This window comes from Microtetraspora sp. NBRC 13810 (assembly GCF_030268685.1).
In the GTDB taxonomy this organism is placed as follows: domain Bacteria; phylum Actinomycetota; class Actinomycetes; order Streptosporangiales; family Streptosporangiaceae; genus BSRQ01.
The window spans coordinates 1-16404 of the sequence record NZ_BSRQ01000038.1; the positions used below are offsets into that span (position 1 = coordinate 1).

A 16404-nucleotide genomic window follows, 5' to 3' on the forward strand; every position below is an offset into this window, starting at 1 on the left:
GGAACACGATCGTCTCCAGCATGAAGAGCTCCACGACGCTCAATGCGGGAAACGATCACTTTCCGTGCGGGAAGCGATCTTTACGCTATCTTTCCGTCCCAGGCCAGACCCACTCGTGAACACCCCAGTTCGCGGTAGGCCTTGGCCACTGTGTTCGGATTGATCGCCAGGTCGTTGACGACCTCTTTGATCGTCGGCAGCCGATCGCCCGGCATGAGCACACCGAGCCGCAATGCCTGTTTGACCTGATGCACCAATTGCAGATAGGTCGCCACACCGGAGCTTGGGTCGAGGCGAAGCTTGATCACCGCAGCACCCTTTTCCTATTAGATTAGTAAAAGGGTATTAACGCTCACGATCTTCGTCAACTCGGCCTCCTGGCCTCTCGCGCGGGTCGCGCCGACCCCGACCGACCGCGCGCCAGGGCGGCTTTGGCGGTCGGGCACCCCACCGCCGGCGCCGATCCCCGCCGACACCCCGGCCACCGGACATCCGCGTCACCTACGCCCGCTGCTCCCACCTCACCCAGGAACTTCAGTCCGGCCAGCTGGACGCGCCGGCCGCGCACGGCATCGCCCTGGAGATGCTGAGTCCGTCTGTGGACTCGGGGACTGCCTTCCCCGAACCCCCGCAGGGCGTGCGCATCGCCCGCCCAGCGGGTGCGTGTCGGCGTACGGGTTCCGCTGCAGAGTCAGGTACGCGCTGACGTACAAAGATCGCGTGCCACCCGCCCGCCGGTCCTCGGGCCGACGTCTACGCTCGGTTACGGGCACGCATTCGGGCCGCACTCGTGGCCGTCGGGCTCGCGCGGCCTCACATCCGGGATCTCAGCACGTCTACCTCGCAGCCTGGCGCGGACGGGTCGAAGCCGTGCTCGACCAGCCATCTGACTGCCAGCAGGCTTCGCAACGACCACCAGGCGCGGATCACGTCGAGGTCGACGTCGGTGCCGTAGCCGGCGACGACGTCGCCAAGGTGCTCCTCGTGTCCGAGCGTCAGGATGGCGAGGTCGAACAGGGCATCGCCCTGGCCCGCCTCGGTCCAGTCGATCACGCCGGTGATCTTGTCACCGTCGGCGAACACGTGGGCGACCTGCAGGTCGCCGTGTGTGAACACCGGTGTCCACGGCCGGAGCGCGGCCTCGGCAATCTGGCGGTTGCGCGTGACCAGGTCGGTGGGAAGGACACCGTTCGTGACGAGCCACTCGCATTCGCCGTCGAGGTGCAATGCGATCTCATCGAGGCTCCGGCCGGGCCATGGCGGCAGCGGCGCGTCGTGCAGCATCCGTACGGCGGCACCCGCCGCGGCCCACGCCGCCGCCGACGCGGTCGACGGCTCGCCGAGGCGCCCGAGGGCCGTGCCTGGGAGGGCGGCGAGCGCGAGCACGGGCGGCTTGCGCCACAGCACCTCCGGAGTCGGGATCGGCGCCATAGCCATCGCCTCGACCTCGACGTCGGTGCGTGTCTGATCAGCGTCGATCTTCAGGAACACATCACCGACGCGCAGAGTCGCGCACTCGTGATGAGCAACGACGACCTCGACCTCTTCCACGCCGGCCATTATCGCGAAATGATCATCGACGTAGCCACGGGTTTATCGCGTGCGACTGCGCGGCTCCACGAGGTCGACGTGCCCGGACTTCGACGGGCCGACGACCAGATCACCGCACTGCGGAACGCCGGCCTGGTCCTCGACGAACGGCTGTCCTCCCTGAAGACCCGCATGACCTTCCCCGGGAAGACCGAGTAGCGATCACCCGCGGGCCGGGCCGGGACAGCTGGTTCGCAACCTCGGCCGCGCCATCGCTCGAACTCGGCGGATCCGCCCGAGGGCGCACGTGCGGCCCTATCCCGGCCGCCCGCCCAGCAAGCGGGCCTTGTCTCCCGGGTGGCTCACGCGCACGGAGCTTCCATCGGGCATGACCACATATTCCGCGTACCCGTCCATGCGGTCCTGCGCCCGTGCCAATCTCCGGTCGAGACCGTCGCTGACGGACCGCAGCCAGGAGGCCTGGGCGCTTGTTTCGGCCATTCCCGGCGGCATGTCCAGCTTGTTGACCCGGACGATGGAGCCCGATTCGGAAAGCACCTTGTCGGCGTCGTCCAGGTACCGCCGAACCTGCCCGGTCCCGAGTCGGTCCATTTTGCCCAGCGCCTCCGCATACGGTCTCATCTTGGCCAGCTCGTCCGTGTAGAGAAGCGGATGGTCGCGGACTCCGAACCTCTGGTAGAACCGCCAGTGAATGTCCGAGCCCGACCTCGAGCGAGCCGTGGCGCGAGCCTGCCATATTGTCGAATCGATCGCATCGAGGACCTTCCTCCTCTCCGCGAGGGCCCGTTCGGCCATTTTGAGCCGTTGCCGCGCACTGGCCACACCGTCAGCGGCCTGCGCTCGCGGTGTGCGCGGCGCCGCCGGGGGGAACCTCTCCGCCATGTCCGTCTGGACGCGGCTGCGGGCCTGGCTTTCCGCCAGCCGCTTCTTGGCTCCGGTGATCTTGTCGGTCAGTGCCTTGAAGATCTGGGCGAGCTGCCTGACACCGCTGCGCAGCATCTCCTGGACCTTGGCGGCCAGCCCGCGCAGGCGTACCAGAAGAGCTCGCCCGGCCGGCGTCACCAGGAAAGCGCCGCCAGCCGCGGCGGCGACCGCGATCGCCTTCCAGTTGCTCTGGATCCACTCGCAGAAACTCCCGACGGTGCGCATCACCCCGCCGCCGATACTGGACAACGCACGGTTCTGCGCGAGACGGCCGTCGATACCGGCCACATTCCCGTTGATCGCCTCGGCCGCCGCACCCGCGTTGCCCTGAGCCCGCAGCGAAGCCTGCCGGCTGTCTCCGAGCAGACGATCGTAATGCCCCGCGTTCGACTCCAACGCCGCCACATGCGCCGCATGCGAGGCCGGCAACCCCGGCAACGGCTGCGCACCGATCAACGCCAGACCGGACGCCACCGTCTGATCGCTCATCAGACGTCCCGGTCCGTCGGGGTGAAGGCGTCCGCGATGCTCCGCTCCAGGGCGACATTGCCCCGGGCCGTCTCGACCTGCCCGGCACCGGCGAAGCCGAGCTCCCCGGCCTGCTCCCCGCCTTGTTGCAGGAGCTTGCTCAGGAACTCGTAATAGGGTGCGGCGATCTCCTCGTACGGCACGGGCGACTCGCCGTCGAGTATGCCGCGCATCGCCGCTTCGTGGGAGACGTGGTCATCGGCCAACCCCAGATAGGCGCGGCCGGCAAGCTCTCTGCCCTCGTCGTCGTGGACGAACCCGTCGTAGGCCATCGGCATTCCTCTCTCTGGCGCTCCTCCGGCGACAGGGGCACTCACCCGGCACCCGACGAACCACACGAACAGACAGCAAGTGTCATCCGAGTGAAGATCAGATTGCGGGAATCTATCGCACGCCACATATCACCCGCAACAAAGATCACAGAACGGCGGCACTTGCTCGCCGGTGTGATCGCCGGATCCCCTGTGTGACTGTGTCACAGGTTGCCGCGGCCTCAACCGTGTTCGTCATGGAGAGGTGCCTGATCGGCTGCTCGCATGGCCTCGACCACAGGGAGCGGCACGGTTCGACCGCGGCTTGAGGCTTCCCCGGCACCCGGGCCAGAACCGTCCACGAAAGGCGGCGAAAAGTCTCCGGGCTCAGTTCAACGACAGCCTCGAAGTCATGAGTGCTGGTGACAACGAGCAGCCCGGCGCGGAGCCTGCCATCGAGACCCGCGACCGGCGGCCACGCGGCGGACGGATCGATGCGCGGAACGCCTCCATGGCCGTGGCCGGCGAGTCCGAACCCGGAAAGCCCACCGCAGCCCCCGACGACCTGAGCGAGATGACCACGTGATTCCCGATTCGCCCCCCGCCCCGCCTTCCTGGCGGGAACTGCTGGGCCCCCCACATCTCGGAGCTGCGATCGTGCTGGCGGGCGGCGTGCTCGTCGGTGCGGTCAATATCTATCTGGCCTCAAGCCTGCTGCCGACCGCGGTGGCCGACATCGGCGGCGCCGGCTTCTACGCCTGGAACATGACGATCTACCTCGTCGCCATGGTGATCGCGACGATGCTGGTCAGCCGCCTCCTGGCCCGGTGGGGGAACGTCGGCGCCTACCGCCTCGGCTTCGCCGTGTTCCTGGCAGGCTCGCTGGCCTGTGCGGCGAGCCCGGCGATGCCGGTCCTGCTGGCCGGCCGGGGCGTCCAGGGATTCGGGGCGGGGGTGCTGTCCGGGCTGGGGTTCGCCGTCATCCGCTCGGCCCTGCCGCGCCGACTGTGGACCCGTGGCAACGCCCTGATGTCAGCGATGTACGGCGTCGGCAACTTCGTCGGCCCGGCGCTCCGGCGGCCTGTTCGCCCAGTTCGGCTCGTGGCGTCTGGCGTTCGTGGCGATGGCGGTGATCGCGGCGGCGTGCTGCGCGGTCGTGCCCCGGGTGCTGCCGCGCGGCGAACGAAGTGACGCTCGGGCGCCGGTCCCGGTCGTGTCGCTGCTGCTGGTCACGGCGGCCACCGCGGCCGTCAGCCTGGCCGGAGTGCTGCCCGGCACCCTGGCGACGGTGGGCGGCATCGTGGTGGCACTGCTGCTGGTGGCCGCCTTCGTCGGCTACGAACGGAGCAGCGAGCTGCGGGTCTTCCCGCGTACGACCTACCAGGCCGGCTCGCCTCTGAAGTGGATCTACCTGACGCTCGGGCTACTGGCCTTCGGTGTCGCGGTCGAGTCGTTCGTCCCGCTGTTCGGCCAGCAGTTGGGCGGGCTGTCCCCGCTCGCGGCCGGCCTGTTCGGGGCGGCCATCTCGCTCGGCTGGTCGCTGACCCAGCTCGGCAGCTCATCGGCCACCAGGGAGCACACGGTACGCCGTTTGCGCATCATCGGCCCGCTGCTCCTGGCGTCCGGGTTCGCGATCATCTGCGCGATCGGCGCCGTCACCGCACGCGCGGCGAACCGTTCGAGCTGACCGGCTCGGCATTCCGATCGCCTGTTCAGCACATGCCCGAGATCACCTGATGACCGCATTCGATGCGAGGAGATGCCATGACTGACGCCCTGCCGGAGATGCCGGCCTTTCCGATGGCCCGCGCGACGGGGTGTCCCTTCGACCCGTCGCCGGAGTTGAGCCGACGACTCGAAGACGCGCCGGTTTCACGAGTGAGACTGTGGGACGGCAGCACCCCGTGGATGGTCACCCGCCATGCGGATGTGCGTGCGCTGCTCGCCGATCGGCGGGTCAGCGTCGACGTGGCGCAACCCGGCTTCCCGCACACCAACGCGGTGAGCAAGGCACGCGACGCGCACATGAAGACGCTGATGCAGATGGACGCGCCGGAGCACACCGCCCAGCGGCGGCTGCTGACCTCGGACTTCACGATCAAGAGGATGGAGGCGTTGCGGCCCCGGATCCAGCGGATCGTCGACGACCTCATCGACGAGATGCTCGCCGGTCCGAATCCGGTCGATCTGGTGGAGGCGTTCGCGCTGCCGGTTCCCTCACTGGTGATCTGCGAACTGCTGGGCGCGCCCTATACCGCCCGCGACCTCTTCCAGCGAGTGTCCCGCACGCTCGTCATGGACGAGCCCGACCCCCAACAGGCCATGGCCGCCAGCGAGGACCTGAATGCCTGCCTGGAGGAGTTGGTGGACAAGAAGAACGCCGAGCCGGGCGACGACGTGTTCAGCAGGCTGGCCGTCGAGCAGTATCGGACCGGCGCGATGAGCCGGCGTGAGATCGCCACGGCCGGTCAACTCCTTCTGGTGGCCGGGCACGACACCACCGCGACCATGATCGGGCTGGGCACGACCGCGCTGCTGACGCACCCGGACCAGTTGAGCGCGGTCCGTGCCGGCGGCGACCCCGCGCTGGTGGCGGGCGCCGTCGAAGAGCTCCTGCGCTACCTCTCCATCACCCACACCGAAGCGCGCCGCGTCGCGCGGGAAGATCTGGAGGTCGGCGGCAGACTGATCCGCGAAGGCGAAGGCATCATCTTGGTGAAAGGCATCGCCAACCGCGACCCCTCGGCCTTCCCCGACCCCGACACCCTCGATGTCCACCGCAAGGCCCGCCACCATGTCGCCTCCGGTTTCGGCGCCCACCAGTGTCTGGGCCAGTCACTGGCCCGAGTGGAACTGCAGGTCGTCTACGGCACCCTGTACGGCGCATCCCCACACTGGCCCTGGCCGTACCGCTGGAACAGCTGACGTTCAAGGAGAACGCGGTCTTCTACGGGGTGCGCGAACTACCCGTCACCTGGTAAGTCACCCAAGGAGAAACGTGAAGATCACCATCGACCAGGACGCCTGCGTCGGCTCCGGGCAATGCGTACTCGGCTCACCTGAGGTGTTCGACCAACGTGACGCCGACGGCATCGCCGTACTCCTGCGAGACAGCCTGGCATCCGGGCTACAGGAGGACGTCCGTGAGGCCGCCCCATCTGCCCAGCCCAGGCGATCACACTGACCCCGTCGTGAACCAGCCCTCTTGAATCGTCGTCGCAGGTGCTTCGGCGGCGGGCGCTCGGCACGGCGTTGCCGTGGCTGCTGTTCATGGCCGGAGTGCACACCGTCTGGAGCATCAGCGTGCCAATCGCGATCATGGAGACGCCGGCCGGCTCCCGCCGTACCACGCCGTGGCTGGGCGAGCGCGCCCTGTGGGCCGTTGCCGTGCTCACATACGCGTGGCACTCGTTCCCGTGGAAACCGTTCGAGCCCGCGAGCCTGTCGCCCGAGTACGCATCGATCGAGCCCACGAGCCCGGCACTCGACCTGACCGGCAACGCGATTCTCACGGCCGGAGCGATCGTCTTGCTCGTGATCGCGGCGCTGTGGCGGGCCCCGCTCTGCCCGGAGCAGCTCCGCCCGTAGGCCGGGCGGTGGCCTCAGGCGGGGAACAGGATGGTCTTGCCGGCGAGGCGGCCGGTGGCGGACAGGTCGTGGACGGTGGCGAGGTCGGACAGGGGGCGGCGGTCGGCGACGTGGATCTTCAGGTCGCCCGTGTCGACGCGGGCGACGAGCTCGGCGAGTTGGGCGGCGTTGCTGCGGGCGAAGACCTGAGCCGTCCGCACCTTCCGGGTGGTGTCCTCGGGCGCCGGGGTGGTGGCGCTGACCAGGATCCCGCCGTCGGCGACCAGGCCGACCAGGGCCGCGGTCTCCTGGTCGGAGGTGGGGACCAGGTTGAGGACGACGTCGAACCGCCCGCCGGCCGCCTGGGGGAGGGAAGTGGTGGTGTAGTCGATGACCTGGTCGGCGCCGTAGGCGTGGATCCGTTCGGCGCTGCGCGCGCTCGCGGTCGCGGTGACCAGCGCTCCGGCCTGCTTGGCCAGTTGGACGGCGTACCCGCCCACCGCGCCTCCGGCGCCGTTGATGAGAAGCGTCTGGCCCGCCTGGAGGTCGGCGTGGTCGAACAGGGACTGCCAGGCCGTCAGGCCGACCGCGGGCAGGGCCGCGGCGTCGGCGAGTTCGACCGTCCGCGGGGCGGCGGCCAGCACCTCGGCCGGCGCGGCGACGTACTCGGCGGCGGCGCCGGGCGCGGCCAGCGGCAGGAACGCCACCACCGCCGTGCCGGTCTCCCAGCCGGTCACGTCCGCGCCGACCTCGGTGATCGTCCCGGCCACGTCGAAGCCCGGCACGTGCGGCAAGGTGAGCGAGAACGCCTCCCGCAGGTATCCGGCGCGGATCGCCACGTCTACCGGGTTGAACGAGGTGCCGGCCACCTTCACCAGCACCTGCCCCGCTTCCGGCACGGGCCGCTCGGTGTCCTCGTAGGTGAGGACGTCGCTGTCGCCGTACCGGTGGTAACGCACTGCCTTCATGGTCTCTCCTAAGATCAGGATGCTTCGAAGTCGAAGCATGTGGAGACCGTAACGTGCTGCGAGTTCGAAGCAATACCCAGGAGCGGCGTGACGATCGTCACCATGTGCTTTGAATTCGAAATATGTAGGATGGAGGGATGGCCGAGACCGACGCGCTGGATCCGGAGCAGTTGGGGGTCTACTTCGCGCTCAAGGAGGTGGTCAGCCTGCTCCAGCACGGTGTCGAACAGCAGCTGCGGGCCGGGGGCGACCTCAGCTACGTGCAGTTCCAGTTGCTGGTGCGCCTCGTCGACGCCGAGGGGCAGCTGACCATGACCGACCTGGCCGACGGCGTCGTCTACAGCCGCAGCGGCCTCACCTACCAGGCCGGGCTGCTGGAGAAGGCCGGCCTCATCACCCGCAGCACCTGCCCCGACGACGAGCGCGCCACCCGGGTCACCGTCACCGACGCCGGCCGCGCCCGCCTCGCCGAGGTCCTGCCCGGCCACATCCAGGTCGTGCGCCGCCTGCTGTTCGCCCCCCTCGCCCAGAACGACCTGAACGCGCTCAGTGACATCATGAACCGCGTCCGCGACCACATGCGCAGCCGGCCACCCCGCTCCGCCGCCCCCCGCAAACAGCGCGGGGACACTGCTCGGTAGGGACGGAAGCCGCCGCGAGCCCGCGACGCCGGTCGGGTCAGCTCGACGTCCGCACGCCGGGGCGGGGGACCTGGGCGGCGCACGCCCAGGCCGGCCAGGTGGCGGGCGATCCGCGGCAGGCGCTCGACCGCGTGGAGGCCGCGGGCCTGCGGGCCATGTCGATGCTGGACCGCACCCTGGACATGCTGCATCACGACCGGCCCCTGACCCCCGCCGGTGACCTGGGCGGCATCCGCGAGGCCGCCGAGCGCTTCTCCGCGGCCGGCCCCGGGCAGGTCCGGCTGCATCTGGACCCGGAGGTGACGGTACCGGCGGAGACCGCGACCCTGGCCTACCGGATCATGATCGAGGGACTGACCAACGTCCGGCGGCACGCCCCCAAGGTCAGCCTGGTCGACCTGCGGGTCAGCGCCTCGGGCGACGCCCTGGAGGTCTCGATGACCAACGACGGTGTGAGCGGGGCGCGTGGCGACCGGCGTGGCGGGTCCGGTCTGCCGGGCCTGACCGCACTCGTCCGGGCACACGGCGGCGAACTGGTCTCGCGGGCCGTACCGCACGGGTGGTCGCTCACGGCCAGGCTGCCGCTGGCACAATCGCCGGGGTGGTCACCCGAATCCTCGTCGCCGACGACCAGGAAGGCATCCGCAGCGCCTTCCGGCTCATCCTCGACGCCCAGCCCGACATGACGGTGGTCGCCGAGGCCGCCGACGGCCGCGCCGCGATCGACACCGCCACGGCCATCAGGCCCGACGTCGTGCTCGCCGACATCGGGATGCCCGGAGCCGACGGCATCGAGGTGGCCCGCGCCCTCGCCGGCACCGGCATCCACGTGGTGATCGTCACCACCTTCGGCCTCGACGAGTACGTGCACGCCGCGCTGCGGCACGGCGCGTCCGGGTTCATCCTCAAACGCTCCGGTCCCACGCTGCTCGTCGAGGCCGTCCGGGCCGCGATGAACGGCGACATGCTCATCAGCCCGCAGCTCACCGTCCGGCTGCTCCGCCGGCGCGGTCTGCCGCACGAGAGCCCGAGCGTCGTCCTCACCGAACGCGAGGACGAGATCGTGGCCATGGTCGCGCACGGGAAGACCAACGCCGAGATCGCCACCGAGCTCTTCCTCGCCCCCGGCACGGTGAAGAACCACATCGCGTCCGTCCAGCGCAAGACCGGCGCCAGGAACCGGGTCGCCATAGCCGCGTGGGCCTGGTCCACCGGCAGAGCCGGGCCCGAGTAGCGTCGTTCAGCGGGTGAGCAGGGCGCGCAACGCCTCGGCGACGGCGGCCGGGGCCTCTTCGGCCATGAAGTGACCGTAGCCGACGGTGGTGTGCCGCAGGTCGGGCGCCCAGGCGCGCCACAGTGCGGCGGCGTCGTAGCCGAGGGCGGCGCCCCAGTCCTGCTGGAGCACGGTGACCGGCATCCGCAGCCGGTTGCCGGCGGCGCGGTCGGCCTGGTCGTGCTTGACGTCGATGCCGGCAGAGGCGCGGTAGTCGGCGACGATCGAGGGCACCGCGTCGCGGCAGGCGTCCAGGTAGGCGGCGCGGATCTCGGCGGGCACGGCCCGCGGGTCGCCGGTCCAGGCGTCGAGGAAGTGGCCGAAGAAGGCGTCAGAGGAGGCGGCGATCAGCTTTTCGGGCAGACCGGGAGGCTGGGCCATCAGGTAGAGGTGGAAGCCGACGGCGGCGGTGGTGCCGTGCATCGCCTGCCACATGTCCAGCGTCGGGAGCACGTCCAGGCAGGCCAGATGGGTGATCGTCTCGGGGTGGTCGAGCGCGGCGCGGAAGGCGACCAGGGCGCCGCGGTCGTGTCCGGCGAGCGCGAAGCGGTCGTGGCCGAGGGCGCGGGCCAGGGCGACGACGTCGGCGGCCATGGTGCGCTTGGCGTAGGCCGCCGGGTCGGCGCCGGCGGGTTTGTCGCTGGCGCCGTAGCCGCGCAGGTCGGGGCAGATCACGGTGTGGCCGGTCGCGAGGTCGGCGGCGACGTGCCGCCACATGAGGTGGGTCTGCGGGAAGCCGTGCAGCAGCACGATCGGCGTGCCCGAGCCGCCGGCGGCGACGTTGAGGGACACGCCCTCGGCGACGGGGACGCGCCGGTAGGTGAAGCCGGTGATGGCGGGTGACATGGTCCGTCCTTTCGCGGGTGGTTCACCGGAAGCCTGCCTGGCGCGGATGAGCATCCGATGAGCGCGCTACCGTGACCAGGGACGATGCGCGGAAAGGGGGTCAGGGGTGGGGGTCGCGTTCGGGGTGCTGGGGCCGGTGGCGGCCTGGGACGCGGCCGGGGACGTGGTCGCCCTGAAGGGGCCACGGCATCGCGCGGTGCTGGCCCGGCTGATCGTCGCCCGCCGCCGCGTCGTCCCGGTGGGCCGTCTGGTCGAGGACCTGTGGGCCGAGCCGCCCGCCGACGCGGTGGGCGCGCTGCGCACGTTCGTGGCCGCGCTCCGCCGTACTCTGGAGCCCGAGCGTCCGCCTCGCGCTCCGGCCCGGCTGCTGGTCACCGAGGGGCCGGGGTACGCGTTGCGCGCCGGGCCGGACGCGGTGGACGCCTGGCGTTTCGAGGAGGCGGTGGCCGCCGTGGCGACGCTGCCGCCCGCGGACGTGGCGGCGCGGCTCGGGCAGGCGCTGGGCTGGTGGCGCGGGCCCGCCTACGCCGGGTTCGCCGGTGAGCCGTGGGCCCGCGCGGAGCGGTCCCGGCTCACGGAGCTGCGGCTGCACGCGGTCGAACGGCGGGCCGAGGCCCGGCTGGCCCTGGGCCTCGCCGCGGAGGCGGCGGCCGATCTGGACGCGCACGTGGCCGAACACCCCTGGCGCGAGGACGCCTGGCGACTGCTGGCCCTGGCGCTGTACCGCACCGGCCGGCAGGGGGACGCGCTGGCGGTACTGCGCCGGGCGCGCACGCTCCTGGTCGAGCAACTGGGCGTGGATCCGGGCCCGGGGCTGCGCGGCCTGGAGGCGGACATTCTCGGCCACGCGGCCCGTCTCGATCCGGGGCCGGGCGGCGCGGCCCGGGTGTGGGAGCGGGCGGCAGCCGCCTACGACCGCGCCGTGCCGTCCGGCGCCCGGGTGCGGCTGGAGTCGACCGTCGCGCTGCTGCGTGACCTCGCGGTGACCGGTGGCGGTGGCCTGCTGGAAGCCCGCAGGCACCGGGTGTCGGCCATCGCCGCTGCCGAGGAACTCGGCGACGCGGAGCTGACCGCCCGGGTGATCGGCGCCTACGACGTCCCGGCGATCTGGACGCGTGTTGACGACCCGGAACAGGCCGGGCGGGTGGTCGCGGCGGCCGAGCGCGCCCTGGCCGGCCTGCCGCCCGGAGGGCACGAGGCGGTCCGGGCCCGGCTGCTGGCCACGATCGCCCTGGAGTCGCGCGGCGCCCGTTCGGCGCGCGGGCCGCACGCCGCCCGGCAGGCGGAGGAGGTGGCCCGCAGGCTGGACGATCCGGCGCTGCTGGCGTTCGCGCTGAACGCCGTGTTCATGCAGAGCTTCCAGCGTGCCGGTCTGGCGCCGCGCCGCGACGAGATCGGCGCCGAACTCGTCGCCCTGTCCGCTCGGCACGGCCTGGCCGGCTTCGAGGTGCTCGGACACCTCATCCGCCTCCAGGCCCGCAGCGCCCTGGCCGACTTCGGCGCGGCTGATCTGCACGCGGCCGCCGCGGACCGGCTGGCCGAGCGGCACGAACTGCCGCTGGTAAGCGTGTTCACCCGGTGGTACGGCGCGTTGCGGCTCGCCGCGACCGGGGCGACGGCGGCCGAGGCGGAGGCGGCGTACCGGGACGCGGCCGCCGGGCTGGACGGCGCCGGCATGCCCGGACTGGAGCGCGGACTGCTGCCGCTCGCGCTGCTGTGCCTGCGCGTACGACATGGGCTGCCCGCCCCGGATGACGAACGTCTCGACTGGGGACCTTACGAGCCGTGGGCCCGCCCGCTGCGGCTGCTGGCCCACGATCGCCGCGACGCGGCCGCCGCGGCGCTGCGCGAGGTCCCGGACCCGCCCCGTGACCTGCTGTTCGAAGCCATGTGGTGCCTCACCGCCAGGGCGGCCGTCGCCGTCGGCGACCGGGAGACGATGGAACGGGCCCGCGCCGAGCTCGCCCCCGCGGCGGCGGAGCTGGCCGGGGCGGGCAGCGGCCTCGTCACCCTGGGGCCGGTCGCCGGGCACCTGGACGACCTGGTCGCCGCGCTCCGGCGGGCCCGGTGAGCGGGCGGCTCAGTCGGTGCGCAGCAGGGAGTAGAGGACCTGGTCGTGCCACCGTCCGCCGCGCCACTGCGCTTCGCGGAGGACGCCTTCGCGCCGGAATCCGGCCTTCTCCAGCGCGCGCTGTTCGGCCTGATTGTCGATGTCGGTGGACGCCTGGATCCGGTGCGCCTGGGTGTGCTCGAACAGGTAGGCGACCAGCTGGCGTTGCGCCTCGGTGCCCACTCCGTTCCCCTGGTGGGCGGGCCTGACCAGGATGGAGATCGTCCAGCACCATGACGTGGCGGGCGGCCCCCAGGAGTTCTTGAACCACTGGACCCGGCCGGCCACCTCGTCGTCGGAGCACACGGTGAGCATGCCGCCGTCGTCCCCGAGGTATCCCGTCTCGGCGAAGATCCGGCGTTCCATGTGCGGTGAGCGGTGGCCGAACCACTGGAGGTGTCCTCTGCCTTCGAGCGAGTAGAACTCCCTCTCGAAGATCATCAGATCCAGTTCGACCACGGGACGCAACGTCACCCGGACCATGCGAGGACTCCTTGATCAGCACAGTTCATAACTTCGCACCGTATCGCGCCTTTTGAGGACATCCGCCGGATAGGGCGGGCCGCCTCCAGTTCGGTTCGAGGCGGCCCGCCCGATCACCGGCCGGACGTCACAGCCGGTCCGGAGCCGGGGTGAGGAGCACGATGTGCGGGTGGGCGCCGGACAGGCTCACGTGCTGGACGTGCGCCGGGAGCAGGCCGTGGCCGATGGCGGAGGCCAGGGCGGCGGTATCGGGGATGAGCACGACGGCGCGGCCGTCCGGGCGCAGCACCCGCCGGATCTCCGCCCACAGCCGGCCGGGCGTCCCGGACAGCCGCCCGCCCGGCGGCACCTGCCCGCCCCACGGGGGGTTGGTCAGCACCCGGTCGACGCTGCGGTCCGGCAGCGGGAGCCTGGCGGCGTCGCCGCGCCCGAACGCGACGGGCGTCCCGGACGCCGCCGCGTTGGCCCGCGCGGCGGCCAGCGCGCCCGGGTCGAGGTCATAGCCCCGCAACCGGGCCTGCGGCTGGAGGCGTCCCGCCTCGATGAGCACCGTCCCCGCGCCGCAGCACGGGTCGAGCACCTGCTGACCGGGACCGGGCTCGGCCAGCAGCGCCATCGCGGCGGCCACCGGCGGATGCAGGGTCCCCGGTATGGCATGCCGCTTGTAGTCCCGCCGGTGCAGCGGCCGGCCGGCGACCCGTGCCATCAAGGTCGCCTCCTGCCCGTCCATGGTCAGCCGCCAGCCGGCGTACCCGGGGGGAGGGGCGGTGCCGGCGCGCCGCGAATGGTAGGGAAGGCCGAGCCGGTCGGACAGCGCCCTGCCGACGACGTCCTCGGCGTCGTACCGGTTGAAGTTGCGCCTGCCCAGGAAGGACGCGGACACCTCGACGCCCGCCGCGCCCTCGCGGAGCCGCGCGCCGGCGGCGAGCCGGGCCAGCTCCGGGAGGCTGTCCCTGGTGTGCCCGATGTCGGGGATCCTGCCGGTCACCTGGAAGACGTCGTCGGCTGTCCGGAGGCCGGCCGCCGCCGACTCCGACCCGCTGAAACGGACCTCCCGGTGCCCGATATGACTGATGGTGCCGAGCTGTTCGCGCAGGACCTCACGGGTCACCACGGTCTCCAGCCCGCTGACACACCGCGCCACCAGGCGCGCGCCCGTCACGAGACGGTCGCGGCGCCGGGACGCGGGGAACCGAGAAGGGGCGTGCCATCACGCATGAACTCTTCTTCTCCCACGTCACGACCCGGGACGGCGCCACGCCGCCCCGCCTCGTCAGCGACGGGATCGCCTCGAATCGCCGACGGGTCGTCAGCGCAGGAAGAAGGAGAACTGCATGCGCGTCACCATAACGGAGTCACCCCGCGACGGCGACCTGTTTCCGGGATCACCCGGCTCACACCTCGTCCCACGGGATGGCTTCGTAGCGGTCGAGGAGCCATCGCATCGGCGCGGCCTGGGCGTCGAGGGGGAGGCCGTCGACGGAGCCCACCTGGGTGATGCCGCGCGAGTTGGTGAGGAAGACCGTGTCGTAGCCGGTGAGATCGGCGGCCCTGAGCGGGCGGTGCTCCTGGGGGACACCTTCGCGTTCGAGCGTCTCCTGGATGAGCCGCATCGTGATGCCGCGCAGCATCGGCGCGTCCGGCCAGACGACCCGGCCGCCGCCGATACAACCGAGGTTGGTGATGGCCCCTTCGGAGATCAGGCCGTCCTCCGTGGTGAGCAGCGCCTCGTCGAATCCGGCGGCCTGCTGCCTGAGGTACACCTGCGGGAAGCCGCCGACGTGCTTGATGTGCGGCAGGAAGCGCTGGTAGACGACGGTTCGGACGCTTTGCGGGGTGCCGGAGACGTCCACCGGCGGGCCGGCCATCGCCACGACGCGCACCCGGTCCTCCGCCAGGACGTACACCCGGACGCTCGCGTCGCGGATGTCCTCGCCCAGCAGCGTCCTGATCGAGCCGAGGATCAACTCGGCGTCCGGGGCCGCGCCGAACAGCTCGCGGCTGGCCGCCTCCAGCCTGGCCAGGTGCGGGCCGAGGCCGCGTACCCGGCGGTTCCTGACCTGCATGGCGGTGAAGTGACCGTAGGTGGCGGACATCACGAACCCGGGCCCCACGACCTCCCCGTCGATCACGGTGCGCCTGATGCCGATCATCCCCTTCCGGATTGGGCGCCGCTCCGGCCAGACCTGGTCAGCGTGCGGGGTCCCGGTCGAACAGCTTCTCCGACCACCAATATCCCACCCGTGCGATGCCGGCGGACCGGCGATGACCGCGTGGCTCCTCCGCGTCAGGAAGACCGTGACCCCGCCGGCCACCAGGGGGCGTCGCCCTCGGCCGACCACGTCGTGCCCGTCGGGGCGGATCAACGTGGACAGGATCCGCACCGTGGCGGTCAGGAGCGGCGGATCACGATGTCGCCGTACGAGGTGCGGGCGCGCACCTCGGCGGTCTCCTCGGAGGGGGCCGGGCCGTCCGCGGCGTCCAGGGAGTTGTGCACGGTGCCGTAGGGCGTCCTCAGGTCCAGCCAGGCGGCGGTGCCCCGGCGGATGCCGATCTCCATGTCGCCGTAGGCGGATTCGAGGACGACCTTGCCGCGGACAATCTCGCCGACGCGGATGCCACCGGAGGCGTTCCGCGCGTCGACGTCGGCCAGGGCGCGGTCGACGACGATGTCGCCGTAGGCGGTGTTCAGCCGCAGGTCGCCGGTCACCTCGCCGAGGGTGATGCCGCCGTTGGCGGTCTTGACCACCGCGGGTCCGTCGATCTCGCGGATCGAGATGTGGCCGTTGGCGCTGGTCACGTCGGTGTGCCCGGCCGAGCGGCGGACGGTGATGTCACCGTCGGCGGTGTGCAGCCGGAGCCTGCCGGTCCGGTCGAGCCGGACCTCGCCGAAGCTCGTCCTGAACGTGGAGTCACCGAGGCGGCCCTCGCCGTGGATGTCGGACGCCGCGTCGGCGTCCACGCGCGAGCCGGCCGGCAGGTCGATCCGCACCTCGACCGAGCCGCCGCCGCTCCAGGAGAACAGCGACCTCTTCTTCGGCGCCTTGACCAGCAGGTGGCCGGCGGCGTATTCGACCCTGGTCTCGGCGGCGGCCTTCACGTCGGAGTCGTCCGACGGGTCGCGCGGGCGGACCTCGACGACGGTGTCGGCACGGTCGGCCGCGTTGATCCGGATGCCGCCGAGCCCGACGGCGATCGTGACGGAGATCGGTTCGGGAGTGTCGAAGGTGGGCATGCGGGTCCCCTCCTGTGGGGGTGACGG

At 71.5% G+C, this 16404-nt stretch carries 20 protein-coding genes; 10 read left to right on the plus strand and 10 right to left on the minus strand.

The window, feature by feature from the left end; translation table 11 throughout:
- Positions 1-80 precede the first annotated feature (80 nt).
- The 4 genes from QSK26_RS40515 to QSK26_RS40530 all read right to left on the minus strand — a co-directional run bounded on the left by QSK26_RS40515 (position 81) and on the right by QSK26_RS40530 (position 3275).
- Entirely contained in the window at positions 81-308 is a 228-nt protein-coding gene (locus QSK26_RS40515; protein ID WP_285780689.1) for a GntR family transcriptional regulator, read from the minus strand.
- A 505-nt stretch (positions 309-813) separates the two neighbouring features.
- On the minus strand, positions 814-1551 hold the full coding sequence (locus QSK26_RS40520) for an aminoglycoside phosphotransferase family protein (protein WP_285780690.1): 738 nt from the start codon (positions 1549-1551) through the stop codon (positions 814-816).
- Between the two features lie 294 nt (positions 1552-1845).
- Positions 1846-2964: a hypothetical protein gene (locus QSK26_RS40525; protein WP_285780691.1), complete on the minus strand. Its 1119-nt coding sequence runs from the start codon at positions 2962-2964 to the stop codon at positions 1846-1848.
- Positions 2964-3275, minus strand: coding sequence for a hypothetical protein (locus tag QSK26_RS40530; RefSeq protein ID WP_285780692.1), 312 nt, complete (start codon positions 3273-3275; stop codon positions 2964-2966). Before QSK26_RS40530 ends, QSK26_RS40525 begins: the two co-directional genes overlap by 1 nt.
- A gap of 391 nt (positions 3276-3666) precedes the next feature.
- On the opposite strand from QSK26_RS40530, the gene QSK26_RS40535 reads away from it, so the two are divergent.
- The 6 genes from QSK26_RS40535 to QSK26_RS40560 all read left to right on the plus strand — a co-directional run bounded on the left by QSK26_RS40535 (position 3667) and on the right by QSK26_RS40560 (position 6842).
- Positions 3667-3840 carry a hypothetical protein gene (locus QSK26_RS40535; RefSeq protein ID WP_285780693.1) on the plus strand — a complete coding sequence of 58 codons (174 nt, stop codon included), beginning with the start codon at positions 3667-3669 and terminating at the stop codon, positions 3838-3840.
- Between the two features lie 71 nt (positions 3841-3911).
- On the plus strand, positions 3912-4445 hold the full coding sequence (locus QSK26_RS40540) for an MFS transporter (protein WP_285780694.1): 534 nt from the start codon (positions 3912-3914) through the stop codon (positions 4443-4445).
- Positions 4378-4941, plus strand: a complete 564-nt coding sequence (locus QSK26_RS40545; protein ID WP_285780695.1) for a hypothetical protein — start codon at positions 4378-4380, stop codon at positions 4939-4941. The genes QSK26_RS40540 and QSK26_RS40545 overlap by 68 nt, the downstream gene beginning before the upstream one ends.
- 77 nt (positions 4942-5018) lie before the next feature.
- Positions 5019-6179 carry a cytochrome P450 gene (locus QSK26_RS40550; protein ID WP_285780696.1) on the plus strand — a complete coding sequence of 387 codons (1161 nt, stop codon included), beginning with the start codon at positions 5019-5021 and terminating at the stop codon, positions 6177-6179.
- 73 nt (positions 6180-6252) lie between these two features.
- Positions 6253-6438 carry a ferredoxin gene (locus QSK26_RS40555; protein ID WP_502888806.1) on the plus strand — a complete coding sequence of 62 codons (186 nt, stop codon included), beginning with the start codon at positions 6253-6255 and terminating at the stop codon, positions 6436-6438.
- A gap of 38 nt (positions 6439-6476) precedes the next feature.
- Positions 6477-6842, plus strand: a complete 366-nt coding sequence (locus QSK26_RS40560; RefSeq protein ID WP_285780697.1) for a hypothetical protein — start codon at positions 6477-6479, stop codon at positions 6840-6842.
- Positions 6843-6856: 14 nt separating this feature from the next.
- Here QSK26_RS40560 and QSK26_RS40565 read toward each other — a convergent pair whose 3' ends face one another.
- Entirely contained in the window at positions 6857-7789 is a 933-nt protein-coding gene (locus QSK26_RS40565; protein ID WP_285780698.1) for an NADP-dependent oxidoreductase, read from the minus strand.
- A 137-nt stretch (positions 7790-7926) separates the two neighbouring features.
- On the opposite strand from QSK26_RS40565, the gene QSK26_RS40570 reads away from it, so the two are divergent.
- From QSK26_RS40570 to QSK26_RS40580, 3 genes are all read left to right on the plus strand, one after another.
- Positions 7927-8430, plus strand: a complete 504-nt coding sequence (locus QSK26_RS40570) for a MarR family winged helix-turn-helix transcriptional regulator (protein ID WP_285780699.1) — start codon at positions 7927-7929, stop codon at positions 8428-8430.
- A gap of 98 nt (positions 8431-8528) precedes the next feature.
- Complete coding sequence (locus tag QSK26_RS40575) at positions 8529-9116, plus strand: sensor histidine kinase (RefSeq protein ID WP_285780700.1); 588 nt, start codon at positions 8529-8531, stop codon at positions 9114-9116.
- A complete protein-coding gene (locus tag QSK26_RS40580) occupies positions 9032-9664 on the plus strand; it encodes a response regulator (protein ID WP_285780701.1) in 633 nt (210 codons plus the stop codon). Before QSK26_RS40575 ends, QSK26_RS40580 begins: the two co-directional genes overlap by 85 nt.
- 6 nt (positions 9665-9670) lie before the next feature.
- On the opposite strand, the gene QSK26_RS40585 is transcribed toward QSK26_RS40580, so the two are convergent.
- The gene (locus QSK26_RS40585) at positions 9671-10549 is read right to left on the minus strand and encodes an alpha/beta hydrolase (protein ID WP_285780702.1); all 879 of its coding nucleotides are present in this window, start codon (positions 10547-10549) and stop codon (positions 9671-9673) included.
- Between the two features lie 106 nt (positions 10550-10655).
- On the opposite strand from QSK26_RS40585, the gene QSK26_RS40590 reads away from it, so the two are divergent.
- On the plus strand, positions 10656-12620 hold the full coding sequence (locus QSK26_RS40590) for an AfsR/SARP family transcriptional regulator (RefSeq protein WP_285780703.1): 1965 nt from the start codon (positions 10656-10658) through the stop codon (positions 12618-12620).
- 9 nt (positions 12621-12629) lie between these two features.
- On the opposite strand, the gene QSK26_RS40595 is transcribed toward QSK26_RS40590, so the two are convergent.
- The 4 genes from QSK26_RS40595 to QSK26_RS40610 all read right to left on the minus strand — a co-directional run bounded on the left by QSK26_RS40595 (position 12630) and on the right by QSK26_RS40610 (position 16377).
- On the minus strand, positions 12630-13142 hold the full coding sequence (locus QSK26_RS40595) for a GNAT family N-acetyltransferase (RefSeq protein WP_285780704.1): 513 nt from the start codon (positions 13140-13142) through the stop codon (positions 12630-12632).
- A gap of 127 nt (positions 13143-13269) precedes the next feature.
- A complete protein-coding gene (locus QSK26_RS40600; RefSeq protein WP_285780705.1) occupies positions 13270-14253 on the minus strand; it encodes a TRM11 family SAM-dependent methyltransferase in 984 nt (327 codons plus the stop codon).
- Positions 14254-14536: 283 nt separating this feature from the next.
- Complete coding sequence (locus QSK26_RS40605) at positions 14537-15295, minus strand: aminotransferase class IV (protein ID WP_285780706.1); 759 nt, start codon at positions 15293-15295, stop codon at positions 14537-14539.
- Positions 15296-15534: 239 nt separating this feature from the next.
- Positions 15535-16377 carry a DUF4097 family beta strand repeat-containing protein gene (locus QSK26_RS40610; RefSeq protein WP_285780707.1) on the minus strand — a complete coding sequence of 281 codons (843 nt, stop codon included), beginning with the start codon at positions 16375-16377 and terminating at the stop codon, positions 15535-15537.
- Positions 16378-16404: the final 27 nt, after the last annotated feature.

Bases quoted from the DNA above. Each gene is read 5' to 3' on its own strand.
- QSK26_RS40525 (WP_285780691.1), bottom strand. From the start codon at position 2,964: ATGAGCGATCAGACGGTGGCGTCCGGTCTGGCGTTGATCGGTGCGCAG.
- QSK26_RS40530 (WP_285780692.1), bottom strand. From the start codon at position 3,275: ATGGCCTACGACGGGTTCGTCCACGACGACGAGGGCAGAGAGCTTGCC.
- QSK26_RS40535 (WP_285780693.1), top strand. From the start codon at position 3,667: ATGAGTGCTGGTGACAACGAGCAGCCCGGCGCGGAGCCTGCCATCGAG.
- QSK26_RS40545 (WP_285780695.1), top strand. From the start codon at position 4,378: ATGGCGGTGATCGCGGCGGCGTGCTGCGCGGTCGTGCCCCGGGTGCTG.
- QSK26_RS40550 (WP_285780696.1), top strand. From the start codon at position 5,019: ATGACTGACGCCCTGCCGGAGATGCCGGCCTTTCCGATGGCCCGCGCG.
- QSK26_RS40565 (WP_285780698.1), bottom strand. From the start codon at position 7,789: ATGAAGGCAGTGCGTTACCACCGGTACGGCGACAGCGACGTCCTCACC.
- QSK26_RS40570 (WP_285780699.1), top strand. From the start codon at position 7,927: ATGGCCGAGACCGACGCGCTGGATCCGGAGCAGTTGGGGGTCTACTTC.
- QSK26_RS40585 (WP_285780702.1), bottom strand. From the start codon at position 10,549: ATGTCACCCGCCATCACCGGCTTCACCTACCGGCGCGTCCCCGTCGCC.
- QSK26_RS40595 (WP_285780704.1), bottom strand. From the start codon at position 13,142: ATGGTCCGGGTGACGTTGCGTCCCGTGGTCGAACTGGATCTGATGATC.
- QSK26_RS40605 (WP_285780706.1), bottom strand. From the start codon at position 15,295: ATGATCGGCATCAGGCGCACCGTGATCGACGGGGAGGTCGTGGGGCCC.
- QSK26_RS40610 (WP_285780707.1), bottom strand. From the start codon at position 16,377: ATGCCCACCTTCGACACTCCCGAACCGATCTCCGTCACGATCGCCGTC.